Annotated in this window: 10 protein-coding genes; 7 read left to right on the top strand and 3 right to left on the bottom strand. The window is 64.9% G+C overall.

Annotated elements, in window-relative coordinates; genetic code table 11:
• Positions 1–158 precede the first annotated feature (158 nt).
• The 4 genes from AC1RRC_RS25830 to AC1RRC_RS25845 all read left to right on the top strand — a co-directional run bounded on the left by AC1RRC_RS25830 (position 159) and on the right by AC1RRC_RS25845 (position 7657).
• Complete coding sequence (locus AC1RRC_RS25830; protein WP_493058470.1) at positions 159–4589, top strand: cobaltochelatase subunit CobN; 4431 nt, start codon at positions 159–161, stop codon at positions 4587–4589.
• A gap of 30 nt (positions 4590–4619) precedes the next feature.
• Entirely contained in the window at positions 4620–5099 is a 480-nt protein-coding gene (locus AC1RRC_RS25835; protein WP_493058471.1) for a MotA/TolQ/ExbB proton channel family protein, read from the top strand.
• Complete coding sequence (locus AC1RRC_RS25840) at positions 5096–5458, top strand: hypothetical protein (RefSeq protein WP_493058472.1); 363 nt, start codon at positions 5096–5098, stop codon at positions 5456–5458. Before AC1RRC_RS25835 ends, AC1RRC_RS25840 begins: the two co-directional genes overlap by 4 nt.
• Positions 5459–5569: 111 nt before the next feature.
• The gene (locus AC1RRC_RS25845) at positions 5570–7657 is read left to right on the top strand and encodes a TonB-dependent receptor (RefSeq protein ID WP_493058473.1); all 2088 of its coding nucleotides are present in this window, start codon (positions 5570–5572) and stop codon (positions 7655–7657) included.
• Here the strand turns inward: AC1RRC_RS25845 and AC1RRC_RS25850 are convergent.
• Positions 7629–8534, bottom strand: a complete 906-nt coding sequence (locus tag AC1RRC_RS25850; RefSeq protein WP_493058474.1) for a LysR family transcriptional regulator — start codon at positions 8532–8534, stop codon at positions 7629–7631. The two genes, AC1RRC_RS25845 and AC1RRC_RS25850, sit on opposite strands and share 29 nt — an antisense overlap.
• A 107-nt stretch (positions 8535–8641) precedes the next feature.
• Here AC1RRC_RS25850 and metE point away from each other — a divergent pair, with 107 nt between their 5' ends.
• Positions 8642–10930, top strand: a complete 2289-nt coding sequence (metE, locus tag AC1RRC_RS25855) for a 5-methyltetrahydropteroyltriglutamate--homocysteine S-methyltransferase (protein WP_493058475.1) — start codon at positions 8642–8644, stop codon at positions 10928–10930.
• A 39-nt stretch (positions 10931–10969) separates the two neighbouring features.
• On the opposite strand, the gene AC1RRC_RS25860 is transcribed toward metE, so the two are convergent.
• A complete protein-coding gene (locus AC1RRC_RS25860) occupies positions 10970–11896 on the bottom strand; it encodes a LysR family transcriptional regulator (protein ID WP_493058476.1) in 927 nt (308 codons plus the stop codon).
• Positions 11897–11996: 100 nt separating this feature from the next.
• Between AC1RRC_RS25860 and AC1RRC_RS25865 the strand changes: the two genes are divergently transcribed.
• A complete protein-coding gene (locus AC1RRC_RS25865; protein ID WP_493058477.1) occupies positions 11997–12941 on the top strand; it encodes an AEC family transporter in 945 nt (314 codons plus the stop codon).
• A 16-nt stretch (positions 12942–12957) separates the two neighbouring features.
• On the opposite strand, the gene AC1RRC_RS25870 is transcribed toward AC1RRC_RS25865, so the two are convergent.
• Positions 12958–13812 carry an amino acid ABC transporter substrate-binding protein gene (locus AC1RRC_RS25870; protein ID WP_493058478.1) on the bottom strand — a complete coding sequence of 285 codons (855 nt, stop codon included), beginning with the start codon at positions 13810–13812 and terminating at the stop codon, positions 12958–12960.
• Between the two features lie 230 nt (positions 13813–14042).
• Between AC1RRC_RS25870 and AC1RRC_RS25875 the strand changes: the two genes are divergently transcribed.
• On the top strand, positions 14043–15914 hold the full coding sequence (locus tag AC1RRC_RS25875) for a potassium transporter Kup (protein ID WP_493058479.1): 1872 nt from the start codon (positions 14043–14045) through the stop codon (positions 15912–15914).
• The last annotated feature ends 20 nt before the right edge of the window (positions 15915–15934 follow it).

Genomic DNA, 15934 nt, shown 5'->3' on the forward strand with positions numbered 1-15934 from the left:
CGGCAAGAACACGGCCGCCCGTTACATTATGCGTGCCTGGCACGCGGTTACTGGTACCGCCCGTGAAAACGAAAACTTTAGTCAGGTTGTTCGCCGCGCTTCTGTGCGCGTTCGTCCTTGCGCCCGCGTCCGCGCTCTCATCCGCCAAGGCCGCCACCTTGTTCGCCCTCGTCACGGAACGCTCCGCGCCCATCGCCGTCGAAGCGGCGCACCGCCACCTCGCCAGCCATCCGCAAGATCGTATCCTGCTGCGCACCCCCGCGCAATTCATGGCGGCCGATGAACGGCAAGTGGCGCAGTGGCTGGGCCAGGCCGATACCGTGCTGGCCGTGGCGCTGTTTGGCGATCCCGCCCGCCGCCTGAAAGATGCGCTGCCGCGCCATGCGAAGGCGAAAGCCGTCGTGCTGGCGATGAATGGCGAGGCCACGCTGAGCCTGATGAGCCGTAATTTAAGCCGCGACGCCAACGGCAGCCTGCAAGGCTTTGCGCCGGAAACCCTGCGCCAGCTGTCCACGGAACAGCCGCCCGCCAGCGCGCTGCAGGCGGCGCAGGCGCATCCGGCCGCGCGCCACTGGCTGGCCGCGCGCCAGTTGTGGCAGGCGGGCGGCGTCGGCAACACCGCCGCGCTGTTTTCCCACCTGCTCAATCCCGCCGTCGCCTTGATCGCGCCGCTGCCGGAACCGACCTTGCGTGTGCGTGCCGGAAACCGGGAACTGGCCGATGGCGCGGCATGGGGCAAGGGCGCGCAGCTGGGACTGCAGGCGCGGCCGACTGTCGTGGTGCTGGATTTGTCCAACATGGATGGCATGGTGCCGGCGCAACTGTGCCAGCGCATCGAACAGCAGGGCCGCCAGTGCGTGCAAGTGTTGCCGCGCTGGGGTGGGGCGTCGCGCGAAGCGCTGGAACGCTTGCCGGACCTGATCGCGCCGGCGCAGCCGGCCGCCGTGGTGGTGTTGCAGGACTTCGTGGTGGGCGCGGCCGAAGGCCGAGAAGCCGTGTCGGACGCGTTCAAGAAACTCGATGTGCCGTTATTCAAAGCCATCCGCCTGTCGGACCGCACGGCCGCGCAATGGCGGCTGTCGCCGGACGGCTTGCCGCCGGATTCGGTGCAATACCGCGTGGCGCTGCCGGAGCTGCAAGGCATAGGCCAGCCGATCGTGGTGGCGGCGCTGGGCCAGGCCCGGCGCGATCCGCAAACCGGAATAGAAAACCGTCCGCCGGTCATGCTGGAGGCCGAAGCGCAGCGGCTGGCGGCGCGGGTCGACCGCTGGGTGGCGCTGCGCCACAAGGCCAACCGCGACAAGAAGGTCGCGCTGATTTATTACAACCACCCGCCGGGCCGGCAAAACATCGGCGCCGACAACCTGAACGTGCCGGCATCGCTGTTCGACATGCTGCATGCCATGAAAAACGCCGGCTACTCGGTCGGCGACTTGCCCGCATCGCCGGAAGCGTTGCTGGACCAGATCATGGCGCACGGCGTGAACTTGCCGGAAGACCGCGCCGCGCTGCGGGAATTGAGCGCCACTGTTAATAGCGTCAGCGCGCAAGACTACCAGCGCTGGTTCGGCGCCTTGCCGCCGCGCGTGCAGGGTGAAATGACGCGCGGCTTGCTGGGCCGGTTGCATGCCGATGTGCTGGAAGCGGAAGCTGCCGGTGAATGGCTGCTGGGCCGCAAGCTGGCCGAAGTCGTCATCAAGGAATTGCAGCACCTGGTCGAAGGCGCCGACCATCCGCAACGGGCGGCCGCGATCCGCGACCTGGCGGCGCTGGCCGACGGTTATCACCGCTGCCTGGACGCGAAACCCGCGCGCCGCTGTGCCGCGCTGGCGGCGCTGAACCGCCGCGTGTCCGGTTATGGCATCGAAGGGTTGAAGGGGTGGGGCGCGGCGCCCGGCAAGATCATGGTCGACAGCGGCAAGCTGCTGGTGCCGGGCCTGGTGTTCGGCAATGTGTTCATCGGCCCGCAACCGCCGCGCGGCTGGGAAGTGGACGAGGAACTGTTGCACGCCAATACCAGCATCACGCCGCCGCACCAGTACCTGGCGTTTTATCACTGGCTGCGCGACCGCTTTAAAGCCGACGCGCTGGTCCACGTGGGCCGCCACTCCACCTATGAATTCCTGCCCGGTAAAGCGGTAGGCCTCAGTGCCGACGATTATCCGAGCCTGGTGGGTGCGGATTTGCCGGGCGTGTATCCGTACATCGTCGATGGCGTGGGCGAGGGCACGCAAGCCAAGCGCCGTGGCCTGGCCGTCATGGTCGACCATTTGACGCCGCCGCTGGCCAGCACGCCGCTGTATGACGAATTGCTGGCGCTGCGCCAGGTGGTGGAAAGTTTTGAGGCGGCCAGTTCCGAATCGCTGAAAGCGCAGGCGGCGCAACTGATACGCGACAAAGTCACGGCGCTGAACTTGAAGGCGGAACTGGAAGCGTCGATGGCCGACGTGCTGGAAGTGCGCGGCATCGGCTTCGATGCGGCCGACGACGATTTGCTGGCGCACGAAGTGGGCCACTATCTCACCAAGCTGCAGGAAAAGTTTATGCCGTATGGCTTGCATATCTTTGGCCGCCCGTGGGAACAAAAGTCGCTCGACCTGATGCTCGATTCCATGCAAAAGGGCGGCGTCGGCGGTCCGGACGTGGCGCACAAGCTGGCCGATTCGCCGCGCCTGGAAATGCAGGCGCTGCTGGCCGGCCTCGATGGCCGCTTCATCGAGCCGGGCAAGGGCAACGACCCGCTGCGCTCGCCGGAATCGCTGCCCACCGGCCGCAACTTCCACGCGGTCGATGGCGACATCTTGCCGACCAAACTCGGTTACCAGTTGGGCGCGGCCATGGCGGCCAAGGCCATGGCGCGCGACAAGAACCCGCAGGGCAGCGAGGGTGTGCTGCTGTGGGCGTCCGACGCGGTGCGCGACGAAGGCGTGATGGTGGCGTTCACCCTGGCGCTGATGGGCGCGGAGCCGGTATGGAACGCGCGCGGCATCGTCACCGACGTGCGCCTGGTGCCGGGCGCGCCACGGCGCGATGCGCTGGTGACGACCTCCGGCCTGTTCCGCGACCTGTATCCGAACCTGAACCGCCTGATCGACCGAGCCGGGCGGCTGGCGCTGGCCGCGTCCGCCGGCGCCATCGTGGAACGCGAGCCGGCGCTGAAGGAAGCCATGTTGGCCGCGCTGGCGCCATTGGGCAGCGTGGCGGCGGTGCCGTGGGGGGGCGAAGCCGCGGCCGGCAACCGCGTGGCGCATGAATGGCTGGTGCGCACCAAGGCGCTGGCGCTCTCCGGCATGCCGCTGGCCGATGCCGGCCGCGCCGCCGCGCTGCGCGTGTTTGGCGATGCGCCGGGCGCTTATGGCGCCGGTGTCAACCGGCTGACCGAGCGTTCCGGCGCCTGGCGCGAGCGCGATGAAATCGGCCGCGCCTACCGCAACCGCATGGGCCACGCCTATGGCCTCGACAACGCCGGTGAAGCCAGCCATGCCGCGTTTGACGTGGCGCTGGACGGCATTACCCGCACTTACCATGGGCGCGCCAGCAACCTGTATGGGCTGCTCGACAACAACGATGCGTTTGATTACCTGGGCGGCTTGTCGCTGGCGGTGGAAGGGCGCACCGGCCGGGTGCCGGAAGCGATGATCTTGCAGCACGCGCAGCCGGGACAGGCCGATGTGGAACCGCTGGCCGCCGCGCTGCTGGGTGAACTGCGCGGACGATTCCTGAATCCGGCCTGGCTCAAACCCCTGATGGAGCACGGTTACTCGGGCGCCCGCACCATGGGCCAGGAATTTTTGGAAAACCTGTGGGGCTGGCAAGTGACCCGCCCCGACCTGGTGAAAAACTGGGCGTGGGACGACGTCAAGTCCGTGTACTTCGACGATGCCCACAAACTGGGCTTGCCGCAATTCCTTGCCCAAGGCAATAACGCGCACGTCAAGGCGCACATGCTGGCGATCTTCATGGTGGCGGCGGAAAAGGGGTACTGGAAGACCGATCCCGCCACCATCCGCAAGATGGGCGGCGAACTGGCGCGCCTGGTGGCGGCCAATGGCTTGCCGGGCAGCGGACATACCAAACCGGACCATCCGATGTGGCAATGGCTGGCGCCGCAGCTGGGCGAGGCCGAGGCGCAGGCGCTGGGTGTGACCCTGGCGCGGGCCCGTGGCGAGATGTTGCCGGCGGCTGGATTGCCTGCCGCGCCCTCTGTCGCTGTACCCGCAGGCGCGCCCGCCAATACGCCGGCTGCGGAGCAAGCCGCCGCGCCGCGCGCGGCGGAAGCGGAAGCTGCTCCCGCGCCAGCGCCGCGCGCCTATGAATTGACCGAACAGGCGCCGCCGCAGCGGGCCGCCGTGGTGCATGTCATCGGAATGCTGGCGGCGCTGGCGGCGGGGATTGCGCTGTTCGGGCTGGGACTGTGGCGCGGTAGCGTTGGCGTCAAATCCGTAGGGCGGTTTCGCGCCAGCGAAGCCGCCATGCCGGCGTCACCACCAGCTCAGGAAGCACCGGGATGCACGCATGGCGGCTCGATACCCCCGAACCGCCCTACGCATTTGGCAAAACGACGAAGCGAACTGCCTCTGACGGACTGATTTTACTTTCTACTTTATCTGGAGACACTCATGACTGAAACCCTGAATTTCGCCTGGCTGCACGACGGCGTCAGCCTGCTGCTCACCCCGGCGTTACTGGCCTTGCTGGCCGCCTGCGCGGTGGCCATCGCCGAGGCGGGTATCGCCTGCGGCGAGCGTTTTTATGGCTTGTCGAAGCTGGCCGCCAACAGCAATGCGGCGCAAGTGCAGGCCGTCGCACGCCGCCGCCTGGAGCGCGCCGACCTGCTGTCGCGCATTCCGCCGATGCTGGGCCTGATGGCCACCATCATTCCGCTCGGACCTGGCCTGGCGGCACTGGGACAAGGCGATCCGGCGAAGCTGGCCAGCGCCGTCACGGTGGCTTTCGACGCCACGGTATTGGGCCTGGTGGCCGGTATCGCCGGCCTGGTGATCGGCAAGCTGCGCCGCCGCTGGTATGAAGAATTGCTGGAAACACTCGAGGCACAGGACGAGCGCGCAGCACAACCCGCCGTGGAGCTGGCGGCATGAATGGGCCGCTAACGCATGTGCCGGCAAAGAGCGCGCCGCCGAAAAAGCGCCTGCGCCTGTATTCGCGCCTCGACGCGCGGTTTGACCAGAGCGATGAAGACCCGCGCGCCAGTCTGGTGAACCTGGTGGACGTGATGCTGGTGTTCGCCTGTGGCCTGATTGCCGCCATCGCCGGCGCGCAAGGCGGCTTCACGGCGCCCAAGCCGGTGGAGAAGGGACGCCAGATCGAACGCCCGGCCACCGGCATCACGGAATCGGGCAGCGGCTATGACCGCGTCGGGGAAGTGTTCCGCGATCCGAAGACGGGCAAGCTGGTGCTGATCGAACCGGCGCCGCAGCGCGGCAAGCCTGCGCAATAGGGCGGCGCAATACGGCGGCGTTACATCCGGACGTATTGCGCGCCCGCCGCCACACTTCCCGCACAATTTTTTTCTACCATCCGCCTTACCAGGCGATTACGAGGTCATTCCATGCTCCATACCCGGGCAACCTTGATGGCGGGCTGCATTGCCGCCTGCTTTACGACGCACGCGGCGGCGCACCACGCCGCCGACGAAGCCGCGAAGGACGCGGCGCCACTGGCCGTGGTGCAAGTCACAGGCCACTATAACAACGCGGTCGGCACGTCCGACGCGGCCAGCCAGGGCAGCATCACCGCCGATCTGATTGCCGCCCGTCCCGCCATGCGCACGGCGGAATTGCTGGAATTCGTTCCCGGCATGATCGTCACGCAGCACAGCGGTGACGGCAAGGCCAGCCAGTACTTCCTGCGCGGCTTCAACCTCGACCACGGCACCGACTTCGCCACCTTCGTCGACGGCATGCCGGTCAATATGCGCACGCACGCGCATGGCCAGGGCTATACCGACCTGAATTTCCTGATCCCGGAACTGGCCCAGCGTATCGACTATAAAAAGGGGCCGTACTTTGCCGATGAAGGCGACTTCGCCTCGGCCGGCGCGGCGCACATCCGCCTGGCGGACAAGTTGCAGGAAGGGCTGGCCAGCCTGGCGCTGGGCGGTTCGGGTTACCGGCGCGGCTTGCTGGCCGACTCGTTCAGCGCCGGCCGTGGCACCTTGCTGTATGGCGCGGAACTGACCACCAATGATGGACCGTGGGACTTGCCGCAGCGGGTGCGCAAATATAACGGCGTGCTGCGCTACAGCCAGGGCAGTCCCGGCGATGGCTTCAGTTTGACCGGCATGGCGTTTTCCAACCGCTGGCAATCGACCGACCAGATTCCGCTGCGCGCGGTGCAATCGGGACTGATCGGCCGCTTCGGCAATATCGATCCCACCGATGGCGGTGAAAGCAGCCGTTACAGCCTGTCATACACCCAGCGCATGCGCACGGATTCCGGCATGCTGGAATTCGATGCCTACGCGCTGCGCTCGACCCTGACCCTGACCAGCAACTTCACCTATTACCTGGACAACCCGGCCGATGGCGACCAGCACAGCCAGCGCGAACAGCGCAAGATGGCCGGTGCGAACCTGGCGCAATCCTGGCGCACCGATTTCGCCGGACTGGAAATGCACAACCGGGCCGGGATACAAACCCGCTTCGACCGGCTGTCGCCCGTCGGTATCTATGAAACCACGGGCGGCGCCACGGCCGGCATCGTGCGTGAAGACCGCGTGCGCGAATCGAGCGCGGGCTTGTATGTGGAAAACACCACGCAATGGCAGCCATGGCTGCGCAGCATGGCGGGCGCGCGCTATGACGCTTACCGCTTCAATGTCGCCGGCAGCGATCCGGTTAACGGCACCGCCAACAGCGGCAGAACCCGGGCCCACCTGGTTTCTCCCAAGCTGTCGCTGATGTTCGGCCCGTGGCAGCGCACGGAAGCCTTCGTTAACTTCGGCAAGGGTTTCCACAGCAACGACGGGCGCGGCACGGTGCAAACCCGCCTGCCGGATGGCAGTCCGACCGACCCGGTGACGCCGCTGGTGTCGACCCGGGGCAGTGAAATCGGCCTGCGCTCGGAAATCATCCCGGGCCTGCAAAGCTCGCTGGCGCTGTGGCGTTTGAATATCGATTCCGAATTGCTGTTCATTGGCGATGCCGGTGAAACCGAAGCCACGCGCCCCAGCCGCCGCCGTGGCATCGAATGGAACAACCATTATGTGGTGTCGTCAATGCTGCTGTTCGACCTCGACGTGGCCGCCTCGCGCGCGCGCTATGCCGATACCAGCCCGGATGGCGACCGCATTCCCGGCGCGCTGAACCGCGTGCTGTCGTTCGGCGCGACAGTGCGCAATTTCGGCGCGTGGTCGGGCAGTTTCCAGCTGCGCCATTTCGGCCCGCGTCCATTGCTGGAAGACGCCAGCATCAAATCAAAGGCCACCACGCTGGCCTATGCCCGCGCGGCCTACCAGCTGGGCAAGCACACCAATGTCTCGCTGGACATCTTCAACCTGTTCGACAAAAAAGCCAGCGACATCGATTACTACTACCGTTCGCGCCTGCCGGGCGAAGCGGCCGAAGGCGTCGATGACATCCACTTCCACCCGGTGGAGCGGCGCTCGTTCAGGCTGACCCTGGCGCACCATTTCTGACCTGGCGCGCATAGGCGATAAACGCTTGCAGGTAATCGATGGCGCGATCGGCTTCCCGTATGCCGAGGTGGATGTGCTTGTGGATGCCGTCATTGCCCAGCCGCAGCGTGCGTAGTTGCAGCTGCGGCGCGTAGTCGGTCACCAGCCATTTCGGCAGCGCCGTCACACCGCGCCCGCTGGCCACCATTTGCAGCATGATGTCGGTGGTTTCAATGGTCTTGTGCTTCTTTGGCAGGCAATTGGCGGGCAGCAGGAACAGGTTGTAGATATCGAGGCGGTCGACCGGTACCGGATAAGTGATCAGTGTTTCTTCCGCCACCTGCTGCGGCGTGACTTGCCGCTGTCCGGCCAGGTGGTGGTCCTGGTGCACCACCAGCACCTGCTCATAATCAAACACCGGTTCAAACACCAGGCCCGGTTTGTTGACCGGGTCCGGCGTCACCAGCAAGTCGATTTCATAGCCAAACAGCGCGCCGATGCCGCCGAACTGGAACTTTTGTTTGACGTCCACGTCCACCAGCGGCCAGTGCGCCAGGTAGGGCGAGACAATCTTCAACAGCCACTGGTAGCATGGGTGGCACTCCATGCCGATGCGCAGCGAACCCCGCTCTCCCTGGGCGAACTGGCGCAAGCGGTCTTCCGCCAGGTTCAGTTGCGGCACGATGCGCTGCGCCACCGCCAGCAGGAACTGGCCGGCCTGCGTCAGCCGCAGGCTGCGGCCTTCGCGCAGCCAGATATCGGTGCCGAGCTGCTGTTCCAGCTTTTTCATGCTGTGGCTCAGCGCCGACTGCGTCACGCACAGCACGTCGGCGGCGGCGGTCAGCGACCCCTGTTTTTCAACTTCCAGCACGATGGCCAGGTGGATGCGTTCAAGCATAGTAAAAATCCATGAGTAAAACTCATTGATGTGTGAGAAAAGACCATTTTACGTCATGGATTGCAGTCTTTACCATGGCTGAACTGATCACATTTCACGGAGTATCCATGACCATCGTCCACAACCTCGGCTTTCCCCGCATTGGCGCCAAACGCGAATTGAAATTCGCACTGGAGTCGTACTGGAAAGGCGATTCGACGCGCGACGCGCTGACCGCCGTGGGCGCCGCGCTGCGCCAGCGCCACTGGCAACAGCAGTCCGCCCTCGACCTGGTTCCGGTCGGGGACTTTTCGTTCTACGATCAGGTGCTGGACATGAGTTTTACCTTGGGGAACTTGCCGCAACGCGTGCAAGGCTTCCATGGCGATGCGCTGGATAACTACTTCCGCGTGGCGCGCGGCCGTTCCGCCCAAAGCACTGAACATCACGCCTGCTGCGGCGGCGTGGCGGCCGGTGAAATGACCAAGTGGTTCGACACCAATTACCACTACATCGTGCCGGAATTCACGGCCGCCACGGCTTTTACGCTCGATGCTTCGCGCCTGCTGGAACAACTGGCGGAAGCGCAGGCGCAGGGCCTCAACGCCAAGCCGGTGATCGTGGGGCCGGTGACGTACCTGGCGCTGGGCAAGGCCAAGGATGGTTCGAACAAGCTCGATCTGCTCGACAGCCTGCTGGCCGCCTATACGCAATTGCTCGATACCCTGGCGGCGCACGGGGTCGAGTGGGTACAGGTCGATGAACCTATCCTGGTGACGGAACTCGACGCGGACTGGCAGTACGCGTTCAACTATGCCTACCACCAGCTGAAGGTGTCCCGGGTCAAGTTACTGGTGGCGACGTATTTCGGCCAACTGCAGGAAAACACGTACCTGGCGGCCAACCTGCCGGTGGCGGGCTTGCACGTGGACGCCATCAATGGCCAGGACGATGTGCGTCCGCTGTTGAATTTGCTGCCGCCCCATAAAGTGCTGTCGCTGGGCGTGATCAATGGCCGCAATATCTGGAAGACGGATTTGACGGCGACCCTGGACTGGCTGGAACCGCTGGCGCGGCAACTGGGCGAGCGGTTGTGGATCGCGCCATCGTGCTCGCTGCTGCACGTGCCGGTGGACCTGGACAGCGAGCAGCAGCTCGATGCGGAGATTCGCTCGTGGCTGGCCTTTGCGCAGCAAAAGCTCGGGGAATTGCAGGTGCTGGCGCAGGCGCTGCGCCATGGCCGCGCGTCCGTGCAGGCCGAACTCGCAGCGAACCAGGCCGCGCTGGCGGCGCGCCGCGCATCGCCGCGCGTGCACAACCCGCAAGTGCGGCAAGCCGTTGCGCAAATCAACGCCAGCCTGGGCGCGCGCCGCAGCGGCTATGCCGAGCGCGCGGCGCGGCAGGCGGCGCTGTTGCAATTGCCGGCCTATCCGACCACCACCATCGGCTCGTTCCCGCAAACGGCGGAGATCCGCCAGGCCCGCAGCGCGTTCAAGGCCGGCGCGCTGGAGCCGGCGGCCTACAACACCGCGATGAAAGAAGAAATCGCCCGCAGCGTACGCGAACAGGAAGCGCTGGGGCTGGACGTGCTGGTGCACGGCGAGGCGGAACGCAACGACATGGTGGAATACTTTGGCGAACAGCTGGAAGGGTATGCGTTCACCCAGTTCGGCTGGGTGCAGTCGTATGGCTCGCGCTGCGTCAAGCCGCCGATCCTGTTTGGCGACATCAGCCGCCCGCGCGCCATGACGGTGGCGTGGACCAGCTATGCGCAATCGCTGACCGACAAACCCATGAAAGGCATGCTGACCGGCCCCGTGACGATCTTGAACTGGTCGTTCGTGCGGGATGACCAGCCGCGTTTCGTGTCGTGCCAGCAACTGGCGCTGGCGATCCGCCAGGAAGTGCTGGACCTGGAACAGGCCGGCGTGCGCGTAATCCAGATCGATGAAGCGGCGCTGCGCGAAGGCTTGCCGTTGCGGCGCGGCCAGTGGCAGGCGTACCTGGACTGGGCGGTGGAATCGTTCCGCATCACGGCCAACGGCGTGCAAGACCAGACGCAAATCCACACCCACATGTGCTATTCGGAATTCAACGACATCATCGCGTCGATCGCCGCCATGGATGCCGACGTGATCACGATCGAGACGTCGCGTTCGGACATGGAATTGCTCGATGCCTTCGACCACTTCAATTATCCGAACCAGATCGGTCCCGGCGTGTATGACATCCACTCGCCAAACATTCCGACCCGCGAACACATCGTGCAACTGATGCACAAGGCTGCGGAGCGCATTCCCGCCGAGCGCCTGTGGGTCAACCCGGATTGCGGCCTGAAAACGCGCCAGTGGGGAGAAGTGCTGCCGGCGCTGGCCAACATGGTGGCGGCGGCAAGGGAGCTGCGCCAGGCGGCGTAAGGGGGCCGGCTTGAACGCCATGGCATCTGCGCCATGGCGTCACGGTACGATGGCCTGCTTCAAGGCGAACGGGCCATCCGCCAACTGCTCCTGCAGGAAGCGCACGCACACGCGCACCTTGGCCGACGTGGCCAGGCGCACGGTGCTGGCGGCCCAGATATCGGCATGCTGCCAGTAACCGGGCAGCACCGGCGCCAGCCGGCCCGCCATCACATCGTCATGCACGTCCCAGCTGGCCGGAAATAAAATGCCGTGGCCATCGATGGCCCACGCGCGCAGGATTTCCGAATGGTTCGACGCCAGCCGCGCGGTGACTTTGACTTTTTCGCTTCCCTGCGCGCTCTCCGCCTTCCAGACGCCGAACGGCTGGTGCCGTTCGCGCAGCACCAGGCAGTCATGCTGGCTCAGTTCCTGCAGCGTGGCGGGCACGCCGCGCCGCGCGAGATAGGAGGGCGCCGCATACAGGTAGCGTTTGCTGGAGGCGATGCGGTGCGCCACCAGGTGCGGTTCCGCCACTTCGCCGACCTGGATGTCGAGGTCGATATTTTCCGCCATCAGGTCGACCCGGCGGTCCACCACGTCCAGGCTGATATCGAGCGCCGGATAGCGCTGCGCCAGCAGCGAGATCACCGGCGCGATGTGCTTGCGCCCGAGGCGGAAGCTGGTCGTCACCCGCAGCGCGCCACGCGGGTCGAGCCGGTCGCCGGCCACCGTGTCGCCCATGTTTTCCACGCTGTCGAAGATCTGCTGCGCCGACGCATAGACACGCTCGCCGTCGTCCGTCACGGTGACCCGCCGCGCGGCGCGGTGGAACAGCGTCACGCCCAGCGACTTTTCCAGGATCGCGATGCGCTTGCTGACATAAGCCGGAGAGACGCCCAGTTCCATGGCGGTGGCGGCGAAGCTGGCCTTGCGGGCCGCCAGGCAAAACACGCGCAAGTCTTCCAGTTGAAAATCGAGATTCACGATTCGTAAATTATGAGACTACATTTGATGGGTTGATGTATTGATTCGTATTTTATAGCATGGGGATCCAGGAACCCACCCAGGCACCCAAAGCGTACCCATGCTCGACATCCTCGCCATCACCACCCCCGTGTATATCGCCATCCTGGCCGGGTACCTGGCCACCCGCAGGGGCATGTTCGAGAAAAGCGACATGCGGCTGTTCGGTAAATTCGTCCTGAACTTCGGCTTGCCGGCGCTGATCTTCAATGCCATTGCGCAGCGCTCCATCACGGAAATCGTCAATCCCGGCTATCTGCTGGCGTACCTGGCGGGTTCGCTGCTGGCCATGAGCGCCGCTTATCTGGTTGGCCGGCGCTGGGGCGGGGCCACGCCGACCCGCAGCGCGCTGCTGGCGATGGGGACGTCGTGTTCGAACAGCGGCTATGTCGGCTTTCCCATCGTGGCGCTGGTGCTGGCGCCGGTGGCGGGACTGGCGCTGTCGCTGAACGTGATCGTTGAAAACGTCATCATGCTGCCGCTGTTGCTGGCGATGGCGGAAAATGGCAAGCATGGCGGGGGCCGCTGGCGCGCGGTGATCAGCCAGTCGCTGCGGGCACTGGTGCGCAATCCGCTGGTGCTGGGCGCGGTGGCGGGGCTGGCGGTCAGCCTGGCCGGATGGACCTTGCCGCAGCCGATGGCGCGCACGGTTACCCTGTTTGCGCAGGCCTGCGCGGGCCTGTCGCTGTTCGTGATCGGCGGCACCCTGGCCGGACTGCCGCTGGCGGGCCTGGCGCGCCAGGCATTGCCGGTGGTGATGGGCAAACTGGTGGCGCATCCGCTGGCGGTGTTGCTGGCCGTGTCGGCGCTGCCGCTGATCGGCATGGCGCCGCTGGATCCGCCACTGCGCGCGGCCGCCATGCTGATGGCGGCCATGCCGATGCTGGGCATTTACCCGATGCTGGCGCAACAATACGGCGAAGCGGACCGCAGCGCAGCCACCTTGCTGGTCTGCACCGTGATGTCGTTCTTTACGCTCAGTGCGTGGATCTGGCTGCTGCGCTAAGCCGGTTTAAGCCGGTTTAAGGCATCTTCAGCGCCTGCTTCAATGCTGACCCCATCGGGAATTTGAAGGTGGGGGTCATGAACCAGCGGGCGTAAATCTTCGCCAGTTCGCCCGAGGCGGCGATTTTCGCCAGCGTGGTATCGGCCACGCGCTTCAGTTGCGGATTATCCTTGCGGACCATGATGGCGATCGGGTCGCTCGACAGCGATTCATCGAGCAACACGAAGTCTTTCGCGCTGGCCGAGGTCGCGGCCAGCCGCACCAGTTGCACGTCGTCGTGCACAAAGGCGTCCACCTTGTTTTGCTGCAGCGATTTGAACGACTCCCGGGTGTCGAGCGACTTGACGAACTGGATGTGCAAGCCCTTGTCCAGGTCGGCCCGGGCCAGCAGCGGTGCCCCGGCCGCGCCCTGGTTGACGATGACGCGCTTGCCCTTCAGGCCGGCGACTGACTGGATGCCGGAACCAGCCTTCACCATGATCTTCGTGTCGGCATAAAAGATCGCCTGGGAAAACGCCACGTCAGCCGCACGCTGTGGTGTCACGGTGGTGGCGCCGCATTCCAGGTCGACCGCGCCGCACTTGACCTTTTCCACGCGGTCGCTGGACGTCAGCGGGACGTACGTCACCTTCAAGGTGGCGGGCGCCAGGGTTTTCCGGACGGCGTCCACAATGTGTTCGCACAGGTCGATGGTGTAGCCGGCCGGTTTCTGTCCCTCCAGATAGGAAAACGGCGCGGCCGATTCGCGGTAGCCGATTTTGATTTCATTGCCCGCCACCGGCGGAGCTTCCGCGGCGCAGGTTGCCGTGTACGGCGCGCTGGCCAGCAAGGCCGCCAGCAAGCTCAAACTCGTGGTCGTTGTGATGTGCATGGTCTGTCCCGGTTCAAATACAGCGGGAACAGCAAGCGCCATGCCAGCGAGGAGCGGCGAGCCAAGTCATTGATCGCAAAGGAGGCGCCAGGGCCGGATAAGGCGGCCGTGTTCGATTGCCGGGACAGTGCGGCCCGGCGGGGTCTGATTTATTGGACGCCAATCTTTACACTATCTTTACAACCGTTTCTGTAACGTTGCCCCCATCTCATTTCAGGATCAGGGCAGCAATGGACCACAGTAAAACCCGGCTTTCCGCCATCACCCTCGCCGCATTGGGCGTCGTCTATGGCGACATCGGCACCAGCCCGCTGTATGCGATGAAAGAAGTCTTCTCCGCGCAGCATGGCATCGCGCTCAATGAAGCCAATGTGCTGGGCGCCGTGTCGCTGATCATCTGGAGCCTGATCATCGTCGTGTCGCTGAAGTATGTGGCGCTGATCCTGCGCGCCGACAACCGGGGCGAGGGCGGCATCATGGCGCTGATGGCGCTGGCGCTGGCTTCCGTCACCAAACAATCGCGCTGGTATGTTCCCTTGATGGTGGTCGGCCTGGCCGGCACTTCGCTGTTCTTTGGTGATGGCGTGATCACCCCCGCCATCACCATCCTGTCCGCCATCGAAGGGCTGGAAGTGGCGACGCCGGCGCTGGTGCCGTATGTGGTGCCGATTGCCTGTATGGTGGTGATTGGCCTGTATGCCGTGCAGCGGCGCGGGACGGCGGGCCTTGGGCGCTGGTTTGGCGTGTTCATGCTGGCCTGGTTTGGCGCGCTGGCGGCCATGGGCGTGGTCAATATCGCGCAACACCCCGGCGTGCTGGCGGCGTTCGATCCCCGCTACGGGCTGGCGTTCTTCATCCATAACCAATGGCTGGGCTTTGTCGCGCTGGGGGCGATTTTCCTGGCGCTGACCGGCGCGGAAGCGCTGTATGCGGACCTAGGCCACTTTGGCAAGCGGCCGGTGCGCCTGGCGTGGTTTGGCGCCGTGTTCCCCGCGCTGGTCTTGAATTACCTGGGACAGGCGGCCGTGCTGCTGAACAATCCCGCCGCCGCCGCCAACCCGTTTTATTACCAGCTCGGCGAGTGGAGTATCGTGCCGCTGGTGGCGCTGGCCACGATCGCCGCCGTGATTGCCGCGCAGGCCACGATTTCCGCCACGTTTTCCGTGGTGCAGAGCGCGATTTCCCTGGGCTTCCTGCCGCGCATGAAAGTGCTGTACACCAGCGAACAGGAAATCGGGCAGGTCTATATCCCGCTGGCGAACTGGCTGCAATTGCTGATTGTGCTGCTGGCGATTGCCGGCTTCGGGTCGTCCGGCAACCTGGCGGCGGCGTACGGCATCGCGGTGACCATCACCATGCTGACCACGACGATCCTGACGTTCTTCGTGGTCCGCTACCAGTGGAAATACAATTTGCTGCTGTGCTGGGCCGCGACCGGCTTTTTCCTGCTGATCGACGTGGCGTTCTTTGTCGCCAACAGTCTGAAAATCGCGCATGGCGGCTGGTTCCCGCTGGTCATGGGGGCGGTCATGATGACGGTGATGCTGGTCTGGCGCACCGGCCGCAAAGCCGTGTTCGACAACCTGCAGCAGCATGCGATCCCGCTGGGCGCTTTCCTGGAAAGCCTGTTCGTGTCGCCGCCGCTGCGCGTGCCCGGCACCGCCGTGTATTTCCGCGCCGAGGGCGATGGCGTGCCGCATGCGCTGCTGCATAACCTGCTGCACAACAAGGTGCTGCACGAGCAGACTGTTTTCCTGACCGTGGTGAACCGCGACATCCCCTACGTGCCGCCGGCGGAACGCGTTGAACTGGCGGACCTGGGGCACCAGTGCCACCAGCTCAATATCCACTATGGTTTCAAGGACGACCGCGATATCATCGGGGCGCTGGAACTGGCTGCGCATAAGGGCCTGGACTGGCAATTGATGGAAACATCGTTCTTCATCGCACGGCAGACCGTGATCCCGGTGGCGGGAGGACGGATGCCGCTGGCGGGCGATGTGTTGTTTGCGGCGATGTCCAGGAATGCGCGCGATGCGGCGGAATACTACAAGGTGCCCGCCAACCGCGTGATTGAACTGGGCACGCAAGTGGAAATTTGACGAAGCAGCGGGGCGGCAAG

This window comes from Pseudoduganella sp. GW821-FHT12E03 (genome assembly GCF_058807115.1).